Here is an 18,744-nt window from a genome sequence, read left to right on the forward strand (position 1 = left end):
CGCACCCCGTCCGCGGCCCCGGTCCGGGCGGACCGCCCCACCAGGGCGGTTTGTGGCGGCACGGGCTAGCCTGAGGGGCGGCAGGACTCTTGATCGACGCTCTAGGAGGCGCTCGGATGGCGGCAGGCGCCCCACGGATCTTTGTGTCGCACCTGTCGGGCGTACCCGTCTTCGACCCCAACGGCGACCAGGTCGGCCGGGTCCGCGACCTGGTGGCGATGCTGCGCGTGGGCGGACGCCCGCCCCGGCTGCTGGGTCTGGTCGTCGAGGTGGTGAGCCGCCGCCGCATCTTCCTGCCGATGACCCGGGTCACCGGTGTGGAGTCCGGGCAGGTCATCACGACCGGCGTCATCAACATGCGGCGCTTCGAGCAGCGCCCCACCGAGCGGCTCGTCCTCGGCGAACTGCTGGACCGCCGGGTGCGGCTCGTGCAGGACGGCGAGGAGGTCACCGTGCTGGACGTGGCCATCCAGCAGCTCCCGGCGCGCCGCGACTGGGAGATCAACAAGATCTTCGTGCGCAAGGGCAAGGTGGGCGCGCTGCGCCGCCGCGGCGAGACGCTGACCGTGGACTGGTCGGCGGTCACCGGCTTCTCACTGGAGGAGGACGGGCAGGGCGCCGAGAACCTGGTCGCCACCTTCGAGACGATGCGCCCCGCCGACCTGGCGAACGTGCTGCACCACCTGACGCCCAAACGGCGCGCCGAGGTGGCCAACGCCCTCGACGACGACCGGCTCGCGGACGTGCTGGAGGAGCTGCCCGAGGACGACCAGGTGGAGATCCTCGGCAAGCTCAAGGAGGAGCGCGCCGCGGACGTGCTGGAGGCGATGGACCCGGACGACGCGGCCGACCTGCTCTCCGAGCTGCCGGAGGACGACAAGGAGCGGCTGCTGACCCTGATGCGGCCGGACGACGCGGCCGACGTGCGGCGCCTGCTGTCCTACGAGGAGCGCACGGCGGGCGGTCTGATGACCACCGAGCCGATCGTGCTGCGGCCGGACGCCACCGTCGCGGACGCGCTGGCGCGCGTACGGCAGTCGGACCTGTCCCCGGCACTGGCCGCGCAGGTGTACGTGTGCCGGCCGCCGGACGAGACGCCGACCGGCAAGTACCTGGGCACGGTGCACTTCCAGCGGCTGCTGCGCGACCCGCCGTTCACCCTGGTCAGCTCCCTGGTGGACACGGACCTGCCGCCGCTGCGGCCGGACGCCTCGCTGCCGGTGGTCACCAGTTACCTCGCCGCCTACAACATGGTCGCGGTGCCGGTGGTGGACGAGAGCGGGTCGCTGCTCGGCGCGGTGACGGTGGACGACGTACTGGACCACCTGCTGCCGGACGACTGGCGCGAGACGGACTTCCACTCCGAGGAGGCCGGCCGTGGGCGCTGAACGAGGGCGCGAGCCGGGGCGGGAGCGCCGCCGCGAGCGGCAGCGGGAGCGCCGGGACCAGGCCAGGGCGCAGGGGCGCGAACAGGGGCGGGAGCACGGGTTGTCGGACCGGCTGGACGAGGTCGCGGGGCGGGTGCGCGCGGAGCGGGCGGACCGGCACGACCGGGCCGAGCGCGAGGCGCGCGAGGGCCGCGCCGAGCGGGTGAAGGCCGGCCAGTCGACCGGTTCGAGCGCGCTGACGCGCTCGCGCGTGCGCCTGGACCTGCCGCGGCCGGCCCGGCGGCGGCTGCTCCCCGAGTACGACCCGGAGGCGTTCGGGCGGCTGTCGGAGCGGGTGGCGCGCTTCCTCGGCACGGGCCGGTTCATCGTCTGGATGACGATCGTCATCATCGCCTGGGTGCTGTGGAACATCTTCGCGCCCGACCCGTGGCGGTTCGACCAGTACCCGTTCATCTTCCTGACCCTGATGCTGTCCCTCCAGGCCTCGTACGCCGCTCCGCTGATCCTGCTCGCGCAGAACCGGCAGGACGACCGCGACCGGGTCAACCTGGAGCAGGACCGCAAGCAGAACGAGCGTTCCATCGCGGACACGGAGTACCTGACGCGGGAGATCGCGGCGCTGCGGATGGGCCTCGGGGAGGTCGCGACGCGCGACTGGATCAGGTCGGAGTTCCAGGATCTGATCAAGGAGATGGACGAGCGCAGGCTCTTCCCCGCCGAACGTGACGAAGGCGACCGCTGACGGGCTTACCGGGGGCGTGCCGGCGCGCCGTACCATCGGGGCATGGCTACCGACACAAGCTCCGCCGCCGACGCCGCCGTGCCCGGGCAGGACGCGATCCTGGACGCGCTGGCGACGGTGAACGACCCCGAGATCCACCGGCCGATCACCGAACTCGGCATGGTCAAATCGGTGGAGGTCGGCGACGGAGGAGCGGTCGCCGTCACCGTCTACCTCACGGTGTCGGGCTGCCCCATGCGCGAGACCATCACCAAGAACGTCACCGAGGCCGTCGAGCGGGTCGCGGGCGTCACCTCGGTCGCCGTCACGCTGGACGTGATGAGCGACGAGCAGCGCAAGGACCTGGCGAGCAGCCTGCGCGGCGGCACCGCCGAGCGCGAGGTGCCCTTCGCCCAGCCCGGCTCGCTGACCCGCGTCTACGCGGTCGCGTCCGGCAAGGGCGGCGTCGGCAAGTCCTCCGTCACGGTCAACCTCGCCGCGGCGATGGCGGCCGACGGCCTGAAGGTCGGCGTCGTGGACGCGGACATCTACGGCCACAGCGTGCCGCGCATGCTGGGCGTCGAGGGCAAGCCGACCCAGGTCGAGAACATGATCATGCCGCCGTCCTCGCACGGCGTGAAGGTGATCTCCATCGGCATGTTCACCCCGGGCAACGCGCCCGTGGTGTGGCGCGGCCCGATGCTGCACCGGGCGCTCCAGCAGTTCCTGGCGGACGTGTACTGGGGCGACCTGGACGTGCTGCTGCTCGACCTGCCGCCGGGCACCGGTGACATCGCGATCTCGGTGGCGCAGCTGGTGCCGAACGCCGAGATCCTGGTCGTCACCACCCCGCAGCAGGCCGCCGCCGAGGTGGCCGAGCGGGCCGGCTCGATCGCCGTGCAGACCCACCAGAAGATCGTCGGCGTCGTCGAGAACATGTCCGGGCTGCCCTGCCCGCACTGCGACGAGATGGTCGACGTGTTCGGCACGGGCGGTGGCCAGCTGGTCGCCGACGGACTGACGAAGACGGTCGGCTCCACGGTGCCGGTGCTGGGCCAGATCCCGATCGACGTGCGCCTGCGCGAGGGCGGCGACAACGGCACGCCGGTGGTCCTGTCCGACCCGGACTCGGCCGCGGGCGCGGCGCTGCGCTCGATCGCGGGCAAGCTCGGCGGCCGGGCGCGCGGCCTGGCGGGGATGTCCCTGGGGATCACTCCGCGGAACAAGTTCTAGTCGCCCGCAGGGGCACGCGCGAAGGGCGCCACCGGTCCGGTGGCGCCCTTCGCGCGTCGCGCGCGGACCACTCGTGCGGACTACGCGTACGGGCCACGCTCATGCGTACGGGTCACGCGGCGGGGTGTGCGCTGCGGGGCTACTCGTACGTGCCCAGGTCCCCGATGACCGAGAAGCCGAGGCCGTAGGCGCTCATCCCCCGTCCGTACGCGCCCAGATGGACGCCGCCGGGGGTGGAGCCGGCCAGCACCCAGCCGAACTCGGACTCGCGGTAGTGGAAGGGCGTCGGCTCCCCGTCGACCGGCAGCGACAGCGTGGACCAGTCCTCGCCGCCGAGGTCGTCGGCCAGCTCCCAGGCGGCCTCGGTCTGCTGGTCCAGCCAGTCGCTGCGCAGGCTGTGGTCCATCTGGCCGGGCCAGGTGAAGGCCAGCAGCCCCGAACCGGCCAGCCAGGCGGCGGAGGAGACCGAGGTGGCCTCCAGCACCCCGGTGCCGTCGGCGCTGCGGCGCAGCGGGTTGCTCGCGACGGTGACGACCACCGCGAAGCGTTCCTTCTCGCCGGTCGCGATCTCGCCGCGCACCGAGGGCTCGTCGCCGTGGCCGGTGGAGCCGTGCTCCACGGTGCCGTCGGCGGCCGTACCCACCTGCATGAGCCAGCGGGGGCCGGTGAAGGCGGCGTCCAGCCCGTACCAGGGGAAGGAGGCCCGCCGGTAGCCCTCGGCGGTCCGGCGGGCGCCGGGGACGGGCGTGGGGGGCGCGGAGGGGTCCTGCGGGGCCTGTGCGGCCTCGGGGCCCTGTGCGGCCTCGGCAGCCTGCGCGGCGGCCTCGGCGTCGGATTCCGGGGCGGCCGGTGCGGGCGCGGTCGGCGCCTCGGCGGGCTGCGCCCCTACCCGGCTACTGCTCGTCGTCTCCATCGTGCGGCCTCTCGTTCCGTGGGACCCGGAACGGCCCGCCCCCCTCGGGCGTCCTGCGTCCGGACAGATGGAGAGGATAGCCATCCGACCCCGCGACACCCGGCAGGCAGCGGTCTCAGGCGGGTCAGGTGGCGTCGGCGTCGAAGGGCGCGCGCTGGTCCGGCGCGGGCGGCACGACCCGCTTCACCAGGTCGGTCTTGCCGGCCGGAGGCACGCTGCCGGTGGCCGGACCGGCCGGCTCCACGCCGGGGACGGGCTCCGGCTCCTTGCCGTTGACGGCGTCCGTGACGTCGTTGAGCTCCTTGCGCAGGTCGAAGCTGCTCCGGATCTCCTTGAGGTCCTCGTTCTCGGCCAGCTGCTTGCGGATGAAGGTCTTCGGGTTCAGGTCCTCGAACTCGAAGTCCTTGAATTCCGGGCCGAGTTCGGAGCGGATGTCCTGCTTGGCGCTGTCCGAGAACGCGCGGATCTTCCGGATCACCCCGGACACGTCCTGGATCACCTTCGGGAGCTTCTCCGGACCGAAGATGAGGATGGCCAGGACCACGATCGTGACCAGCTCGAGTGCGCCTATGTCGTTGAACACGTTGCCGCTCCTCGGCTGTCATCCTGCGGGCCTGGACAACGGTACCCGGCCGCCTGCGCGGGCCGACACCTCGCTCCCGGTTTCGTCCGCCGGTCATCCACTGTTCGCCGAACCCAGTACGAGTTCCAGCGTGCGCTCCCTGCCGTCGCGCAGCACGGTCAGGCCGAGCGGATCACCCGGCCGGTGGGCCCTGACCTTGATGATCAGCTCGTCGCCGCCGTGCACCCGCCGTCCGTCGACCTTGGTGATCACGTCGCCGGGCCTGATCCCGGCGCGGGCCGCCGGGCTGCCCGGCGGGACGGCCGGCTTGCCCTCGGCCCCCTTGTCCCCGACCCGGGCTCCGTCGCCCGTGTACTGCATGTCCAGGGTGACGCCGATGACCGGGTGGGTCGCGCGGCCCGTGCGCATGATCTCCTCCGCCACCCGCTTGGCCTGGTTGACGGGGATGGCGAAGCCGAGGCCGATGCTGCCGCTCTGGCGGGCGGGGTCCTTGTCGCCCTGCTCCTGGTCCGCTCCACGGATGGCGCTGTTGATGCCGATCACCCGGCCCTGGCCGTCGAGCAGCGGGCCGCCGGAGTTGCCGGGGTTGATGGGCGCGTCGGTCTGGAGGGCGTCGACATAGCTGACGTCGCTGCCGTCCCCCTTGTCCCCGCCCGCGGTGATGGGCCGCCCGGTGGCGCTGATGATGCCCGCGGTGACCGTGTTGGACAGGTCGAAGGGGGCCCCGATGGCCACCACCGGGTCCCCCACCTTGACGTTCTCGGAGTTGCCCAGGGCCAGCGGGTGCAGGCCGCGCACGCCGTCGACCTTCACCACGGCCAGGTCGTAGCCGCCGTCCCGGCCGACCACCTCGGCGCCGACGCTCTCGCCGGTGCTGAAGGTGACCGTTATCCGCCGGGCGTCCGCGACCACGTGGTTGTTGGTGAGGATGTGTCCCTGGCCGTCCAGGACGAAGCCGGTACCGGTGCCGTTGCCCGCGCCGCCCGCGACGTGCAGGGTGACCACGCCCGGCAGGGCGGTCGCGGCGATCCCGGCCACGCTTCCGGGGGCCCGGCCCTGGGGCTGGGCCGCCGCCTGCGGCAGCTCCAGCCGCGTACTGCTGCGCCGCTCGGCCCACACCCCGGCCCAGGCCCCGACGCCCCCGGCGAGCAGCGCACTCGCCACGGCCACGGCCACCAGCTGCCGCATCCGGATCCCGCCCCGCCGCGGCCCGACGTCCAGCATCTGCAAGGGCGCGGCGGGGGTGCCCCAGGGGTCGTAGCGGGGGGCGGGGGCCACGGGTTCGGGTACGGTCCGGGCCTCCCACTCGGGGGTGGGCGTGGGGGCGGGGGCTTCGAGGCCCTCTGCGCCCTCCGCGCCTTCTGCCGAAGGGCCGGGAGCGTGGGAGCCGGGGGCCTCGGGACGGGGTACGTCGGAGCCGAGGGCCTCGAAACGGGGTACGTCGGGGACGGGCGCATGGGCGCGGGGTGCATCGGGGTCGGGAGCTCGGGAGCCGAGGGCCTCAGGGCGCGGTGTCTCGGGGCCAGGCGCATCGGGATGCGGTGCCTCGGGGCCGGGTACGTCGGTCCGTGCATCGGCGGCGGCGGTGACGGCTTCCTCCGACGTCGGCCACGCGGCGGCGGTGACGGCTTCCTCCGACGTCGGCCACGCGGCGGCGGCGCGGGGAGCAGGTACGCGGAGGTCCTCCGCACCGGTCCGGCCGCGGCGGCTCCACCACCGCGGGGCCCTCCGCACCGGAGCCGGATCGGTCGGAGGGTGGGTGTCGGACATGGGCGCTCCCCGCGTGCCTCGGCGCGCGCCCCGCCGGGCGCACCTGACGAGGATTCAACCAGGTCGCCCCACGGCACGGCAGAGGCGGGCGGCCCTGTCACCCCCGTACGCCGCGCCCCACCGGGCGGCGGCGCACCCGGCAGCACGGCGGGCAAGGGCACGGGCACGGCACGCGAAGACCGAGGCACGTCAGCACCCGGCACCCGGCACACCTCGGGAACCCGTACCCGCCCGGCGGCCCGCCGCACCGGGCATCTCCACAGGCCCAGCGCCCGCGTCAGGGCGTCAGCGCGTCAGCGCGTCAGGGACACCGGGCGGGGCGACAGGTTCGGCGCCACCGGCGGCAGGGGCGGCGCGGTCGATGCCGAGGGGCTCAGGGCGGCCATCAGCTCGGGGCCCAGGGTCGCGGTCCCGGCCGGCGACCGGGGGCGGTCCCGGATGACCGCGTCCACGACGGACAGCGCACCGCCACTCGCTCCGGGCCGAACGGCCGGGGTGACGCTCGCACCGCCCTCCCCCCGGGCGTTCGGCTCGACCTGGTCCAGCGGCAGCGTGCCACCGAGCGCGATCGCGGCGAGCGAGACGGCTCCCGCGGCCACGAAGGCGAACCGGCGGCGGGGCTGTCTGCCCACCTCGTGTATCCGGAAGCCCTCGTGCGGACGGGGGCCCTGGAACGCGTACCCGAAGGTGGCGAAGGGATCGGGGGCGTCGGTCCGCGCGGACGCGCCCGGCGGGCCGGACGGAGCGGCGGAACCGTCGGATCCGCCTCCCGGCAGGCCCTGGAGCCGGGCCAGCAGCCCGGCGGAGAGCGGCGGCGGCGCGCTCTCGACGAAGAGGGTCTTGAGACGGCGCTGCGCATCGGCCTCGGCCTTGCACCGCGGGCAGGTCGCCAGGTGGGCGAGGACGCGCTCGCGCACGTCATGGCTCAGCTCACCGTCCACCAGCGCGGCGAGCCGGTCGCCCAGGTGGTGTTCCGCTGCGGACGGACTGACGCCGCTCACTCGCTTCCGCCCTCTCCCCCCACGAACGGGGCGCCCACGGCCGCTCCTGCCAGCGCACGCTGCTCCGCCCGCGCCTCGGGAGAGCGGTGCTTGAGCGCCTTGCGCAGGTGCGAGCGGCCACGGTGGATCCGGCTGCGGACGGTGCCGAGCTTCACGCCGAGGGTGGCGGCGATCTCCTCGTACGACAGGCCTTCGATGTCGCACAGGACCACGGCGGCGCGGAACTCCGGCGCGAGGGTGTCCAGCGCCTGCTGGACGTCGGCGTCGAAGTGCGTGTCGTGGAGCACCTGCTGCGGATTCGGCTCGCGGCTCGGCAGCCGCTCGGCGGCGTCGTCCCCGAGCGCGTCGAAGCGGATCCGCTGCTTGCGGCGCACCATGTCCAGGAAGAGGTTGGTGGTGATCCGGTGCAGCCAGCCCTCGAAGGTGCCGGGCGTGTACGTCGACAGCGAACGGAACACGCGGACGAAGACTTCCTGGGTGAGGTCCTCGGCATCGTGCTGGTTGCCCGTCAGTCGGTACGCCAGCCGGTAGACCCGCGCACTGTGCGTGCTGACGATCTCCTCCCAGGAGGGAGGGGTCCACGCCTGCGAGCCCGCATCGGCGGAAAAGGTCGCGGTGGTTGCGGTGGCAGCGGTGTGGAAACGGTCAGCAGTGTTGATCACGGATTTCGGCTCACCCGCCGACCAGAGGAGACGTTTCAGGACGCCTCCACGATCCACAGGCGCAGCCGCACCTCCCCTGTCGGCTCTGGTGGTGTCCAGTGGAGCCCCTACCATAGCCACCCCTCCCGTCAGCTCTGGATAAGCATTTTTGCAGTAACTTTGCACGGGTCGGTGGTCCTTGACCGCCGATCTGCCCGGCGCCGTCCCCTCTATCCCGCCTCTTCCCCTCACAACGCCCGGTCCCATCTGCGGGTTCCCGACGTCAGCGGATACAGTCACCGTTGCGCCAACTATGGGGACAGGAGAGGGTCATTAGCGGCAACCGGCAGACGAGCTGGGCGTTCGCCGACGCGTTTGTCGCCGAGGACGACGCTCTGCGGTGGGCCCGCGACCGGGCGAGGGAAGCGGGCCTGCGCTCGGTTTCCCCCGGCACCGGGGCCGCGCTGCGCCTGCTGGCCGCCACCGCGGACGCCAAGGCGGTCGCGGAGATCGGCACCGGCACCGGTGTCTCTGGCATCCACCTCCTCCACGGCCTGCGCCCCGACGGGGTGCTGACCACCGTCGACCCCGAACCCGACCGGCAGGCCTTCGCCCGCCAGGCCTTCCGGGCCGCGGGCTTCGCTGGCAACCGGGCGCGCTTCATCCCCGGCCGGGCCCTGGACGTCCTGCCGCGGCTCGCCGACGGCGGGTACGACCTGGTCTTCTGCGACGGGGATCCGGCCGAGTCCCTCGACTACCTCGCTGAATCGTTGCGCCTGCTGCGTCCGGGTGGGCTCGTGTGCTTCGAGGGCGTCTTCTCGGACGGCCGTACGGTCGACTCCGCGGCCCAGCCGGTGGAGGTGCTGCGGGTGCGCGAGCTGCTGCGCACGGTCCGCGAGAGCCCCGCCCTGGAGTCCGCGCTGCTGCCGGTGGGCGACGGCCTGCTGTGCGCCGTGCGCCGCTGACCGGAGCGGCCCCGCGGCATGTCCGGCGCGCGCCCGGACATGCCGCTGCCCCACCCGTCATGATCACGGGCGGGGCAGCGGCGACATCAGGAAAAACAGAACTACAGACAACGCGGGCGCGTCAGCCGACGACCTTCTTGAGGGCGTCACCGAGGGCGCCGGCCTCGTCCGGGGTCAGCTCGACGACAAGCCGACCGCCGCCTTCAAGCGGAACGCGCATGACAATGCCCCGCCCCTCCTTGGTGACCTCGAGCGGGCCGTCGCCCGTCCGCGGCTTCATGGCCGCCATGCTCGTTCCCCTTCCTGAATCCAGCTCATCGTCAGCCGACGGCCCCATTCAGGCGCCTAATACCCGGCATCGAACACATTGCTTCCCGCCATTATCCCGCATGTCAGGACCCGATGACCAACATCAGCCGGGAACGCTTGTGCAACGCGCTCGGCCAAAACCACTCATTTCGGAGATCCGCCTGCGATACTTCGCCCCCGCCCGGCCCCCCGGGCACCCGGTTTGTTTGACCTACATCACATACCCGGCGCCCCCCGCGGTCCGCCATGCTGGGGACTTCTGCCCGCGACGAAGGGGGACCCCCGCCATGTCCGACAGCGTGCTCTACGAAGTGACCGACGGACTCGCGACGATCACGATCAACCGTCCCGACGCGATGAACGCCATGAACACCGAGGCGAAGGTCGCGCTGCGGGACGCCGTTCTCGCCGCCGCGGAGGACTCCGGGGTACGGGCCGTCCTGCTGACGGCGGCCGGGGGGCGGGCGTTCTGCGTCGGCCAGGACCTGAAGGAGCACGTCGGGTACCTGGCGGCGGACCGCGAGAACGGCTCCTCGCTGACGATGAGCACCGTCTCGGAGCACTACAACCCGATCGTGCGGGCGCTGACCACCATGGCGAAGCCGGTGGTGGCCGGGGTGAACGGGGTGGCGGCCGGGGCGGGCTTCGGCTTCGCGCTGGCGGCCGACTTCCGGATCGTGGCCGACACCGCGTCCTTCAACACCTCCTTCGCCGGGGTCGCGCTGACCGCCGATTCCGGGGTCTCCTGGACCCTGCCCCGGCTGATCGGGCAGTCGCGCGCGGCCGACCTGCTGCTGTTCCCCCGTTCGGTGCCGGCCCGGGAGGCGTACGAGCTGGGGATCGCGAACCGGATCGTCCCGGCGGAGTCCCTGGCCGCCGAGGCGGTCGCGGTGGCGCGGGCGCTGGCGGCGGGGCCGACGGTGGCCTACGCGGCGCTGAAGGAGTCCCTGGCGTACGGGGCCTCCCACGGGCTGGCCGAGGCCTTGGAGAAGGAGGACGCCCTCCAGACCCGTGCCGGTGCCTCCGCCGACCACGGCATCGCGGTCGCCGCCTTCCTCGCGAAGCAGCCCCCCACCTACCTGGGCCGCTGACCCCCGGCCCGGGGGCCGCCCATACCCTCCGGGCCCCCCGCGGGCCCGCCGCAGCCGCGGCCCCCGGGTGGGGCCCGTACCAACGACGCCCGACGACCGCCCGCGGCCGGTCCGCCCTCCGGGGGCGCCTCAAACGCCGGCGAGGCTGGGATGGCCCCCGGCCGCGCCGACGGAGGCCGTACCGACAACGCCCGACGACCGCCCGCGGGCAGTCCGCCCTCCGGGGGCGCCTCAAACGCCGGCGAGGCTGGGATGGCCCCGCGGCCGCGCCGACGGAGGCCGTACCGACAACGCCCGACAGCCGCCCGCAGGCAGTCCGTCCTCCGGAGGCGCCTCAAACGCCGGCGAGGCTGGGATGGCCCCCGGACCCGGGCAGGAATGACAGCGCCTGCGCGTCCGGCAGTGGCGGAGCAATTCCAGCCTCGCCGGCGTTTGAGGCGCTCCCGGAGGGGACGGCACGGGACCCCGGGCGCAGCGGCGCCGCCCGGCAGGGGCAGACATCGGCACATCCAGCCCCGCCGGCGTTTGAGGCGCCCCCGGAGGGGATGGTCGCGGGCGGGTGGGGGGCAGGGTCTGCCGGAGGGTGCGGGCCCGCGCGACTGGCCCCGGGGCCCGGGTCGGCTAGCGGGCCGCCGTGCGGGAGACGCAGGTCGCCAGGTGGTCGTCGACCAGGCCGCAGGCCTGCATCAGGGCGTAGGCCGTGGTGGGGCCGACGAAGCGGATGCCGGCGGCTTTGAGGGACTTCGCCAGGGCGGTCGACTCCGGGGTCACCGCCGGGACCTGGGTGGTGCTCAGCGGGGCGGGCCCCGGGCGGGCCGGGGCGTGGGACCAGATCAGGGCGTCCAGGTCACCCGGCGCCCACCCGGCAAGGACCTTCGCGTTCGCCAGCGTCGCCGCGATCTTCGCCCGGTTGCGGATGATCCCCTGGTCCGCCATCAGCCGCTCCGCGTCCGCCTCGCCGAACTCCGCGACCTTGGCGATCTCGAAGTGCGCGAAGGCCGCGCGGAAGCCCTCCCGCCGCCGCAGGATCGTCAGCCAGGACAGCCCGGACTGGAAGGCCTCCAGGCAGAGCCGCTCGTACAGCGCGTCGTCCCCGTGGACCGGACGCCCCCACTCCGTGTCGTGGTAGGCGACGTAGTCCTCGGTCGACAGGGCCCACGGGCACCGCAGCCGCCCGTCCGGCCCCGGCAGGGCCGCCCCCGGCGCCGGGGTCACCGTTCGTCCTTGGTGAGGTCGGGCCCGGCCGCCGCGGCCGGGCGGGCCCGCGCCGCCTCCAGCTCCGCGATCCGCGCGTCCCGCTCGGCCAGTTCCGCGCCGAGGCGCGTCAGTACGTCGTCCACCTCGGCCATGCGGTACCCCCGAGGAGCCACCGGCAGCCGCAGCGCGTCGATGTCCGCCCGGACCACCGGCCGGGTCTCCGGCAGGCCGTCGGCCACGATCTCGGGGTCCACCTCGGGCAGCACCGCGTCGCTGCCGCCGCCGACCACCGCGAGGGTGACCCCGGCGACCACCACGACCAGCGCGATCAGCAAGAACCAGAACACGATCAACTCCCCTGAGAGACTGCGGCCACGGACCCGATCGTGCCATGCGCGCGCCGCGGCCACGCGCGCGCGGCGGCTAAGGTCGCTGGCGGGGCGGCGAGGGCCGCCGGAGGAGGAAACACGGGATGCTGCGACTGGGCAGGCGCGAGTTCGACACCCACGAGCCGGTGATCATGGCGATCGTGAACCGGACCCCGGACTCGTTCTACGACCAGGGCGCCACCTTCCGCGACGAGCCGGCGCTGGACCGGGTGGAGCGCGCGGTCGCCGAGGGCGCGGCCATCATCGACATCGGCGGGGTCAAGGCGGGCCCCGGTGAGCACGTGGACGCGGCCGAGGAGGCCCGTCGCACGGTGGGCTTCGTCGCCGAGGTACGGCGCCGCCACCCGGACGTGGTGATCAGTGTGGACACCTGGCGGCACGAGGTCGGCGAGGCCGTCTGCGCGGCCGGGGCGGACCTGCTGAACGACGCGTGGGGCGGGGTGGACCCGAAGCTCGCGGAGGTCGCGGCCCGCTTCGGCGCGGGGCTGGTCTGCACGCACGCGGGGGGCGTGGAGCCCAGGACCCGGCCGCACCGCACGGCGTACGAGGACGTGATGGCGGACATCCTGCGGGTGACGGTCGGCCTCGCGGAACGGGCGGCCGCGCTGGGCGTGCCTCGCGAGTCGATCATGATCGACCCGGGCCACGACTTCGGCAAGAACACCCGGCACTCGCTGGAGGCCACGCGCCGCCTCGGGGAGATGGCGGAGACCGGCTGGCCGGTGCTGGTGTCCCTGTCCAACAAGGACTTCGTGGGCGAGACCCTCGACAGGCCGGTCAAGGAGCGCCTGCTGGGCACCCTGGCCACGACGGCCGTCTCGGCCTGGCTGGGCGCGCAGGTGTACCGGGTCCACGAGGTCGCGGAGACACGGCAGGTGCTGGAGATGGTGGCGTCCATCCAGGGCCACCGCCCGCCCGCCGTCGCCCGCCGGGGCCTCGCCTGAGGAGGCCGGTCCCCGGCGGGTCCGGGGTTACTTGCCGACTTCCTTGGTCACCAGCGCGATCGCCTCGTCCACGTCGTCCGTGACGTGGAAGAGGTAGAGGTCCCGTTCCGAGGCCTTGCCCTGGGCGATCACGGTGTTCTTCAGCCAGTCGGTCAGCCCGCTCCAGTACGCCGTGCCGAACAGCACGATCGGGAAGCGGGTGATTTTCTGCGTCTGGACCAGAGTCAGCGCCTCGAACAGCTCGTCCAGCGTGCCCAGGCCGCCCGGCAGCACCACGAAGCCCTGGCTGTACTTGACGAACATCGTCTTGCGGACGAAGAAGTACCGGAAGTTCAGCCCGAGGTCGACGTGCTGGTTGAGCCCCTGCTCGAAGGGCAGCTCGATGCCGAGGCCGACCGAGAGCCCGTTGCCCTCGCGGGCGCCCTTGTTGGCAGCCTCCATCGCGCCCGGGCCGCCGCCGGTGATGACCGCGAAGCCCGCGTCGACGAGGGCCCGGCCGATGGCCACGCCCGCCTCGTACTCCGGCGAGTCCACCGGGGTGCGCGCCGAACCGAACACGCTGATCGCGGGCGGCAGCTCCGCGAGGGTGCCGAAGCCCTCGATGAACTCCGACTGGATGCGCAGGACCCGCCAGGGGTCGGTGTGCACCCACTCGGAGGGCCCGGCGGAGTCCAGCAGCCGCTGGTCGGTCGTACTGCCCGCCTGGACCTGGTCCCGCCGGCGCAGTACGGGACCCAGCTGCTGCTCGGCCGGCTTCCTCCGGCCGCTCTCAGGGTTGCCCATGATGTGCTCCCTCCTGCTGATCGTTCGCCTCAGGGTAGGCGCACGGAGGTGACGAGCAGCGGAATTCAGGAGGTCAGCCAGGCGCGGAGTCGTTCCTCGCAGTGCAGGATCGCCTTCGTCTCCACCCGTTCGTCGACCTTGTGGGCCAGCAGGGCGTTCCCCGGGCCGTAGTTGACGGCCGGTACGCCGAGCGCGCTGAAGCGCGACACGTCCGTCCAGCCGAACTTCGGCATGGCGCGCCCGCCGACCGCCGCCATGAACGCGGCCGCCGCCGGGTGGGAGAGGCCGGGCAGCGCTCCGCCGGAGCTGTCGTCGACCACGAACTCCCCGACGGCGCAGTCCGCGAAGACCTCGCGGACGTGCGCGAGCGCATCCGCCTCGCTGCGGTCGGGGGCGTAGCGGAAGTTGACCGTCACGGCGCAGGCGTCGGGGATCACGTTGTTGGCGACGCCGCCCTCGATCCGTACCGCGTTCAGGCCCTCGTGGTACTCCAGGCCGTCGATGACGGGGCGGCGCGGCTCGTACGCCGCCAGCTTCGCCAGGATCGGTCCGGCCGCGTGGATCGCGTTGGAGCCCATCCAGCTGCGCGCGGAGTGGGCGCGTTCGCCGGCGGTGCGCAGGATCACCCGCAGGGTGCCCTGGCAGCCGCCCTCGACCTCCGCGTCGGAGGGCTCCAGCAGGACCGCGAAGTCACCGGTCAGCCAGTCCGGGTGGGCCTCGGCGACCTTGCCCAGGCCGTTGAGGTGGGAGGCGACCTCCTCCTGGTCGTAGAAGACGAAGGTGAGGTCCCGGTTGGGCTCGGGCACGGTCGCCGCGATCCGCAGCTGGACGGCGACGCCGGACTTCATGTCGGTGGTGCCGCAGCCCCACAGGACGCCGTCCGCGTCGAGCCGCGAGGGCACGTTGTCCGCGATCGGCACGGTGTCGAGGTGCCCGGCGAGGACGACGCGCTCCGCCCGGCCGAGGTGGGTGCGGGCCACGACGTTGTTGCCGAAGCGGTCGACGGTGAGGTGCGGCAGACCCCGCAGCGCCAGCTCCACGAGGTCCGCGAGGACCTTCTCGTCGCCGCTCACGGACGGGATGTCGACGAGCCGGGCGGTCAGCTCGGCAGCGTCCAGGGTGAGGTCCAGCTCGGATTCGGACATGGCTCCGACCCTAATGCCCCGGCCCGTCCGGGAGGCCGGGACGTCCGGCCGATGGACGGCCGGGTGGCTCAAGTACGGTGGGCCGCGTGTCCGAGACTCCCCTGAAGACGCCCCGCCCGGGCCGTCGCCGACGCCCGTTCCGGCTGGCCGCGGCGCTGCTCGTGCTGCTCGGGCTCGCCGGTTACTACATAGTCCAGAACGAGTCGACGGGCGGTGACGGCGCCCCGCACTGCACCGTGGTGGCGGCGCCGGCCGGCGCCGGGGGCCGGGGCGGGGGCGCCTCGTACTCGATGAACCTCGAACAGGCCCGGTACGCGGCGACCATCGCGGCGGTCGGCTCGGCGAGGAAGGTGCCGGAGCGGGCGGTGACGATCGCGATGGCCACGGCCATGCAGGAGTCCGCGCTGCGCAACCTGGACCACGGCGACCGGGATTCGCTGGGCCTCTTCCAGCAGCGGCCCTCCCAGGGCTGGGGCACCCCGGCGCAGATCATGGATCCGGTGTACTCGGCCGGGATCTTCTACGACCACCTCCTCGACGAGGTGCCGGACTACGCGGACCTCCCGCTGACGGTGGCCGCGCAGAAGGTGCAGCGCAGCGGCTTCCCGGAGGCGTACGCGAAGCACGAGCCGGACGCCGCCCTCCTCGCGGCGGCGTTCACGGGGCGCGCCCCGGGTTCCCTTAGCTGTTCCGGTCCGCTCCCGCAGGAGACGGGGGACGCCGCGCGGGTCACGGCGGAGCTGGTGAAGGTGTTCGGGGCCGGGGTGGCGCCGAAGGCGGGGCCGCCCGCCTCGCCGGTCCGTACGGCACCGGTGGCCGCCGACGGCTCCGAGGTCACGGTCGCGGTCGCGGGGACGGACCGGGGGGCTCCGGTGGACCGGCGGCGCGGCTGGGAGCTGGCGAGCTGGGCGGTGGCGCACGCCGCCGATCTCGGGGTCCAGCGGGTCTCGTACGACAACAAGGCGTGGATCGCGGGCAAGAACAAGGGGCGGTGGATCGACAAGCCCCCGGGCAAGTCCGGTGACGGCGACGGGCGCAACGCGGGCCCGGACGACGTACGGATCTTCGTCGCGCCGCTGAACCGCTGACCCGCCGCCCCTACGGGCCGCCCCCGCTGAACCGTTCCGCCACCGCCCGGGCACCAGTGCGGGCCGTCATCCGTACGGGTTCGCGCCCTGCGGCGTGCGCCGGTGCGCGCGCGGGGCAGAACCCCAGCTCACGGCGTGTCCGGTGCGCTTGTCACCGAAGCCGATAAAACGACGCGTTACCAAGCCTTTACCCGTCCGCTCCGCAACTCGGGAGGGCCCCGGGGGTGTTGTGCACGGCGTACTCAGCCCGCACGACGACGCTTAGGAGCACCATGTCCCTCCCCCTGACCCGCCGGATCGCCCGTGCCGCACTGCTGCTCGCAGCCGGAGCGGCGCCCGTGGTCGGCGCGGCCGGCTCGGCGAGTGCCGTGGGCCTGGAGTCCGCACCCCAGCTGGGTTCGCTGACCGCCCTGGACAGCGCGAGCCTCGGACACGCCGTGGACAGCACCGCCCGCCAGGGCGCCGACATGGCCGGCGCCACCGGCGGCAAGGCCGTGGAGTCCGCCGTCCCGGCGGTGGGCGCGGTGAGCGGCAACGCGGCCGCCAAGGGCCTGCCGACCGCCCACGAGAGCGCGACCGGCCTGGCCGGCGCGGCGGGCTCGGTGGCCGGCGACACCGCCGGTGCGGCGGGCAAGAGCGGCCTGCCGACGGACGGGCTCACCGGGAACCTGATGGGCGGCCTGCCCGTGGCCGGTGCCCCCGCCGCCGCGAGCCCGCTGCCCACCGCCGGTCTGCCCGACGCTGCGGCCCCCGCCACCACGCTGCCCGCGTCGCTGCCGACGTCCACGCTGCCGACGGACGGGGTCCCCGGGGCCGCGGCCCTCGCCCCCGTCCAGTCGCTGCCGGTCGGCTCGCTTCCGCTCGGTTCGCTGCCGCTGGGCGGCTGACGCCCGTACGCGGGAGCCGCACGCGGCGCCCGCGGCACGCAGCACGCACGAACGCCGAAGGGGCCGGGAGCACGAACTCCCGGCCCCTTCGGGCTCGTTCGCCCGCGAGGGCTCAGCCGAGGCGCTTGACCGCCGCCGCCACCCGCTCGTCCGTCGCCGTGAACGCGACCCGGACGAAGTCCGCGCCCGCCTCGCCGTAGAAGTCGCCGGGGCAGACCAGGATGCCCAGACCCGCGAGGTAGGCGACCGTCTCCCAGCAGGGCTCGTCGCGGGTCGCCCACAGGTACAGGCTCGCCTCGCTGTGCTCGATCCGGAAGCCGTGCCCGCGCAGCGCCGCGCTCAGCGCCTCGCGGCGGGCGGCGTAGCGGCCGCGCTGCTCCTGGACGTGCGCGTCGTCGCCCAGCGCGACCGCGGCCGCGGCCTGGACCGGCGAGGGCGTCATCATGCCGCCGTGCTTGCGGATCTCCAGCAGCTCGGCGAGCACGTCGGCGTCACCGGCGGCGAAGGCCGCGCGGTATCCCGCCAGGTTGGAGCGCTTGGAGAGGGAGTGGACGGCCACCAGGCCCTCGTACGAGCCGCCGCACACGTCGTCGTGCAGTACGGAGACGGGCTCGGCCTCCCAGCCCAGCTCCAGGTAGCACTCGTCGCTGAAGACCAGGATCCCGTGCTCGCGCGCCCAGGCCACGATCCGGATCAGCTCCTCCTTGGAGAGGACCTTCCCGGTCGGGTTGGACGGGGAGTTCAGCCACAGCAGCCTGAGCCCGGCCGGGTCCAGCTCGGTGGGGTCGTCGTAGACCACCGGCTCGGCGCCGCACAGCCGCGCGCCGACCTCGTACGTCGGGTACGCGAGCCGCGGGTAGGCGACCTTGTCACCGGCGCCCAGGCCCAGCTGGGTCGGCAGCCAGGCCACCAGTTCCTTGGAGCCGACCACCGGCAGCACGTTGCGGTGCTCCGCGTTGCTCGCGCCGAGGCGCCCGCGCACCCAGCCCGTGATCGCGTCGCGGTACGCGGCCGTGCCCCACACCGTCGGGTAGCCCGGCGAGTCGGCCGCCGCCACCAGCGCGCGCCGGATCAGCTCCGGCACCGGGTCCACCGGGGTCCCGACGGACAGGTCGACGATGCCGTCCGCGTGGGCGGAGGCGGTTGCCTTGTACGGCTCCAGCTTGTCCCAGGGGAAGGCGGGAAGACGAGCGGATACTGCGGCCACGGTGGTCTCTGCTCTCTCTCTGCGTGCTCGGCGTACCGGATGGGTTCTGCGTACCGGATTCGGAAAACACCTCGGTCCCGTGCGGCGCGTTCGCCGTACGGGACCGAGGGACGCGCGCGCCCGGGACTGCGCCTAAGACGGTCAGTGGTCGCCGTTCATGGGCGGCAGCGCGGCGATGAACGGGTGGTCGCGCTCGATCAGGCCGAGCTTGGAAGCACCACCGGGCGAACCGAGATCGTCGAAGAACTCGACGTTCGCCTTGTAGTAGTCCTTCCACTCTTCCGGAGTGTCGTCCTCGTAGAAGATGGCCTCGACCGGGCAGACCGGCTCACACGCACCACAGTCGACGCACTCGTCCGGGTGGATGTACAAGGACCGCTGGCCCTCGTAGATGCAGTCGACGGGGCACTCTTCGATGCATGCCTTGTCCTTGACGTCGACACAAGGCTCCGCGATGACGTAGGTCACGCTCTCGTTCCTCCTCGGTAG

Annotated in this window: 20 protein-coding genes; 8 read left to right on the top strand and 12 right to left on the bottom strand. The window is 73.5% G+C overall.

Annotated features, from left to right (window positions below):
• Positions 1 to 116: 116 nt before the first annotated feature.
• From AC0693_RS00585 to AC0693_RS00595, 3 genes are all read left to right on the top strand, one after another.
• The gene (locus AC0693_RS00585) at positions 117 to 1,388 is read left to right on the top strand and encodes a magnesium transporter MgtE N-terminal domain-containing protein (RefSeq protein WP_356408755.1); all 1,272 of its coding nucleotides are present in this window, start codon (positions 117 to 119) and stop codon (positions 1,386 to 1,388) included.
• Positions 1,389 to 1,590: 202 nt separating this feature from the next.
• A complete protein-coding gene (locus AC0693_RS00590) occupies positions 1,591 to 2,130 on the top strand; it encodes a DUF1003 domain-containing protein (RefSeq protein ID WP_356408963.1) in 540 nt (179 codons plus the stop codon).
• A gap of 42 nt (positions 2,131 to 2,172) precedes the next feature.
• Positions 2,173 to 3,342, top strand: a complete 1,170-nt coding sequence (locus tag AC0693_RS00595) for an Mrp/NBP35 family ATP-binding protein (RefSeq protein WP_478800679.1) — start codon at positions 2,173 to 2,175, stop codon at positions 3,340 to 3,342.
• 139 nt (positions 3,343 to 3,481) lie between these two features.
• Here AC0693_RS00595 and AC0693_RS00600 read toward each other — a convergent pair whose 3' ends face one another.
• The 5 genes from AC0693_RS00600 to sigE form a co-directional block, all read right to left on the bottom strand.
• The gene (locus AC0693_RS00600) at positions 3,482 to 4,255 is read right to left on the bottom strand and encodes a hypothetical protein (protein WP_469339078.1); all 774 of its coding nucleotides are present in this window, start codon (positions 4,253 to 4,255) and stop codon (positions 3,482 to 3,484) included.
• Positions 4,256 to 4,379: 124 nt separating this feature from the next.
• Positions 4,380 to 4,838, bottom strand: coding sequence for a sec-independent translocase (locus AC0693_RS00605; protein ID WP_469339076.1), 459 nt, complete (start codon positions 4,836 to 4,838; stop codon positions 4,380 to 4,382).
• Positions 4,839 to 4,931: 93 nt separating this feature from the next.
• Positions 4,932 to 6,608, bottom strand: coding sequence for a S1C family serine protease (locus AC0693_RS00610; protein WP_478800680.1), 1,677 nt, complete (start codon positions 6,606 to 6,608; stop codon positions 4,932 to 4,934).
• Between the two features lie 293 nt (positions 6,609 to 6,901).
• Positions 6,902 to 7,609: a zf-HC2 domain-containing protein gene (locus AC0693_RS00615; RefSeq protein WP_478743082.1), complete on the bottom strand. Its 708-nt coding sequence runs from the start codon at positions 7,607 to 7,609 to the stop codon at positions 6,902 to 6,904.
• The gene (sigE, locus tag AC0693_RS00620) at positions 7,606 to 8,385 is read right to left on the bottom strand and encodes an RNA polymerase sigma factor SigE (protein WP_356408769.1); all 780 of its coding nucleotides are present in this window, start codon (positions 8,383 to 8,385) and stop codon (positions 7,606 to 7,608) included. The genes AC0693_RS00615 and sigE overlap by 4 nt, the downstream gene beginning before the upstream one ends.
• A gap of 167 nt (positions 8,386 to 8,552) precedes the next feature.
• Between sigE and AC0693_RS00625 the strand changes: the two genes are divergently transcribed.
• Positions 8,553 to 9,215: an O-methyltransferase gene (locus tag AC0693_RS00625; RefSeq protein WP_351050844.1), complete on the top strand. Its 663-nt coding sequence runs from the start codon at positions 8,553 to 8,555 to the stop codon at positions 9,213 to 9,215.
• Positions 9,216 to 9,336: 121 nt separating this feature from the next.
• Here AC0693_RS00625 and AC0693_RS00630 read toward each other — a convergent pair whose 3' ends face one another.
• Positions 9,337 to 9,504, bottom strand: coding sequence for a DUF3117 domain-containing protein (locus AC0693_RS00630; RefSeq protein ID WP_069086806.1), 168 nt, complete (start codon positions 9,502 to 9,504; stop codon positions 9,337 to 9,339).
• Positions 9,505 to 9,811: 307 nt separating this feature from the next.
• On the opposite strand from AC0693_RS00630, the gene chcB reads away from it, so the two are divergent.
• Positions 9,812 to 10,615, top strand: a complete 804-nt coding sequence (chcB, locus tag AC0693_RS00635; RefSeq protein ID WP_478800681.1) for a 2-cyclohexenylcarbonyl CoA isomerase — start codon at positions 9,812 to 9,814, stop codon at positions 10,613 to 10,615.
• 621 nt (positions 10,616 to 11,236) lie between these two features.
• Here the strand turns inward: chcB and AC0693_RS00640 are convergent.
• Positions 11,237 to 11,830 carry a DNA-3-methyladenine glycosylase I gene (locus tag AC0693_RS00640; protein WP_478800682.1) on the bottom strand — a complete coding sequence of 198 codons (594 nt, stop codon included), beginning with the start codon at positions 11,828 to 11,830 and terminating at the stop codon, positions 11,237 to 11,239.
• Positions 11,827 to 12,165 (bottom strand): DivIVA domain-containing protein, encoded by a 339-nt coding sequence (locus tag AC0693_RS00645; RefSeq protein WP_469317823.1) that lies wholly within the window; start codon positions 12,163 to 12,165, stop codon positions 11,827 to 11,829. The genes AC0693_RS00640 and AC0693_RS00645 overlap by 4 nt, the downstream gene beginning before the upstream one ends.
• Before the next feature lie 119 nt (positions 12,166 to 12,284).
• Here AC0693_RS00645 and folP point away from each other — a divergent pair, with 119 nt between their 5' ends.
• Positions 12,285 to 13,145 (top strand): dihydropteroate synthase, encoded by an 861-nt coding sequence (folP, locus tag AC0693_RS00650; RefSeq protein ID WP_356408780.1) that lies wholly within the window; start codon positions 12,285 to 12,287, stop codon positions 13,143 to 13,145.
• Between the two features lie 27 nt (positions 13,146 to 13,172).
• On the opposite strand, the gene AC0693_RS00655 is transcribed toward folP, so the two are convergent.
• Both AC0693_RS00655 and dapE read right to left on the bottom strand, forming a co-directional pair.
• Positions 13,173 to 13,928, bottom strand: coding sequence for an LOG family protein (locus AC0693_RS00655; protein ID WP_356408783.1), 756 nt, complete (start codon positions 13,926 to 13,928; stop codon positions 13,173 to 13,175).
• Positions 13,929 to 13,993: 65 nt separating this feature from the next.
• On the bottom strand, positions 13,994 to 15,073 hold the full coding sequence (gene dapE / locus AC0693_RS00660; protein WP_478800683.1) for a succinyl-diaminopimelate desuccinylase: 1,080 nt from the start codon (positions 15,071 to 15,073) through the stop codon (positions 13,994 to 13,996).
• A gap of 77 nt (positions 15,074 to 15,150) precedes the next feature.
• Here dapE and AC0693_RS00665 point away from each other — a divergent pair, with 77 nt between their 5' ends.
• Together AC0693_RS00665 and AC0693_RS00670 are read left to right on the top strand one after the other, a co-directional pair.
• Positions 15,151 to 16,161 carry a hypothetical protein gene (locus tag AC0693_RS00665; RefSeq protein WP_469317820.1) on the top strand — a complete coding sequence of 337 codons (1,011 nt, stop codon included), beginning with the start codon at positions 15,151 to 15,153 and terminating at the stop codon, positions 16,159 to 16,161.
• Positions 16,162 to 16,433: 272 nt separating this feature from the next.
• Positions 16,434 to 17,048: an ATP-binding protein gene (locus tag AC0693_RS00670; RefSeq protein ID WP_356408791.1), complete on the top strand. Its 615-nt coding sequence runs from the start codon at positions 16,434 to 16,436 to the stop codon at positions 17,046 to 17,048.
• A 112-nt stretch (positions 17,049 to 17,160) separates the two neighbouring features.
• Here the strand turns inward: AC0693_RS00670 and dapC are convergent, their stop codons facing one another.
• Positions 17,161 to 18,255 carry a succinyldiaminopimelate transaminase gene (gene dapC, locus AC0693_RS00675; RefSeq protein ID WP_356408794.1) on the bottom strand — a complete coding sequence of 365 codons (1,095 nt, stop codon included), beginning with the start codon at positions 18,253 to 18,255 and terminating at the stop codon, positions 17,161 to 17,163.
• 141 nt (positions 18,256 to 18,396) lie between these two features.
• Positions 18,397 to 18,723, bottom strand: a complete 327-nt coding sequence (fdxA, locus tag AC0693_RS00680; protein ID WP_356408797.1) for a ferredoxin — start codon at positions 18,721 to 18,723, stop codon at positions 18,397 to 18,399.
• Positions 18,724 to 18,744: the final 21 nt, after the last annotated feature.

This window comes from Streptomyces sp. NPDC043876 (assembly GCF_056435825.1).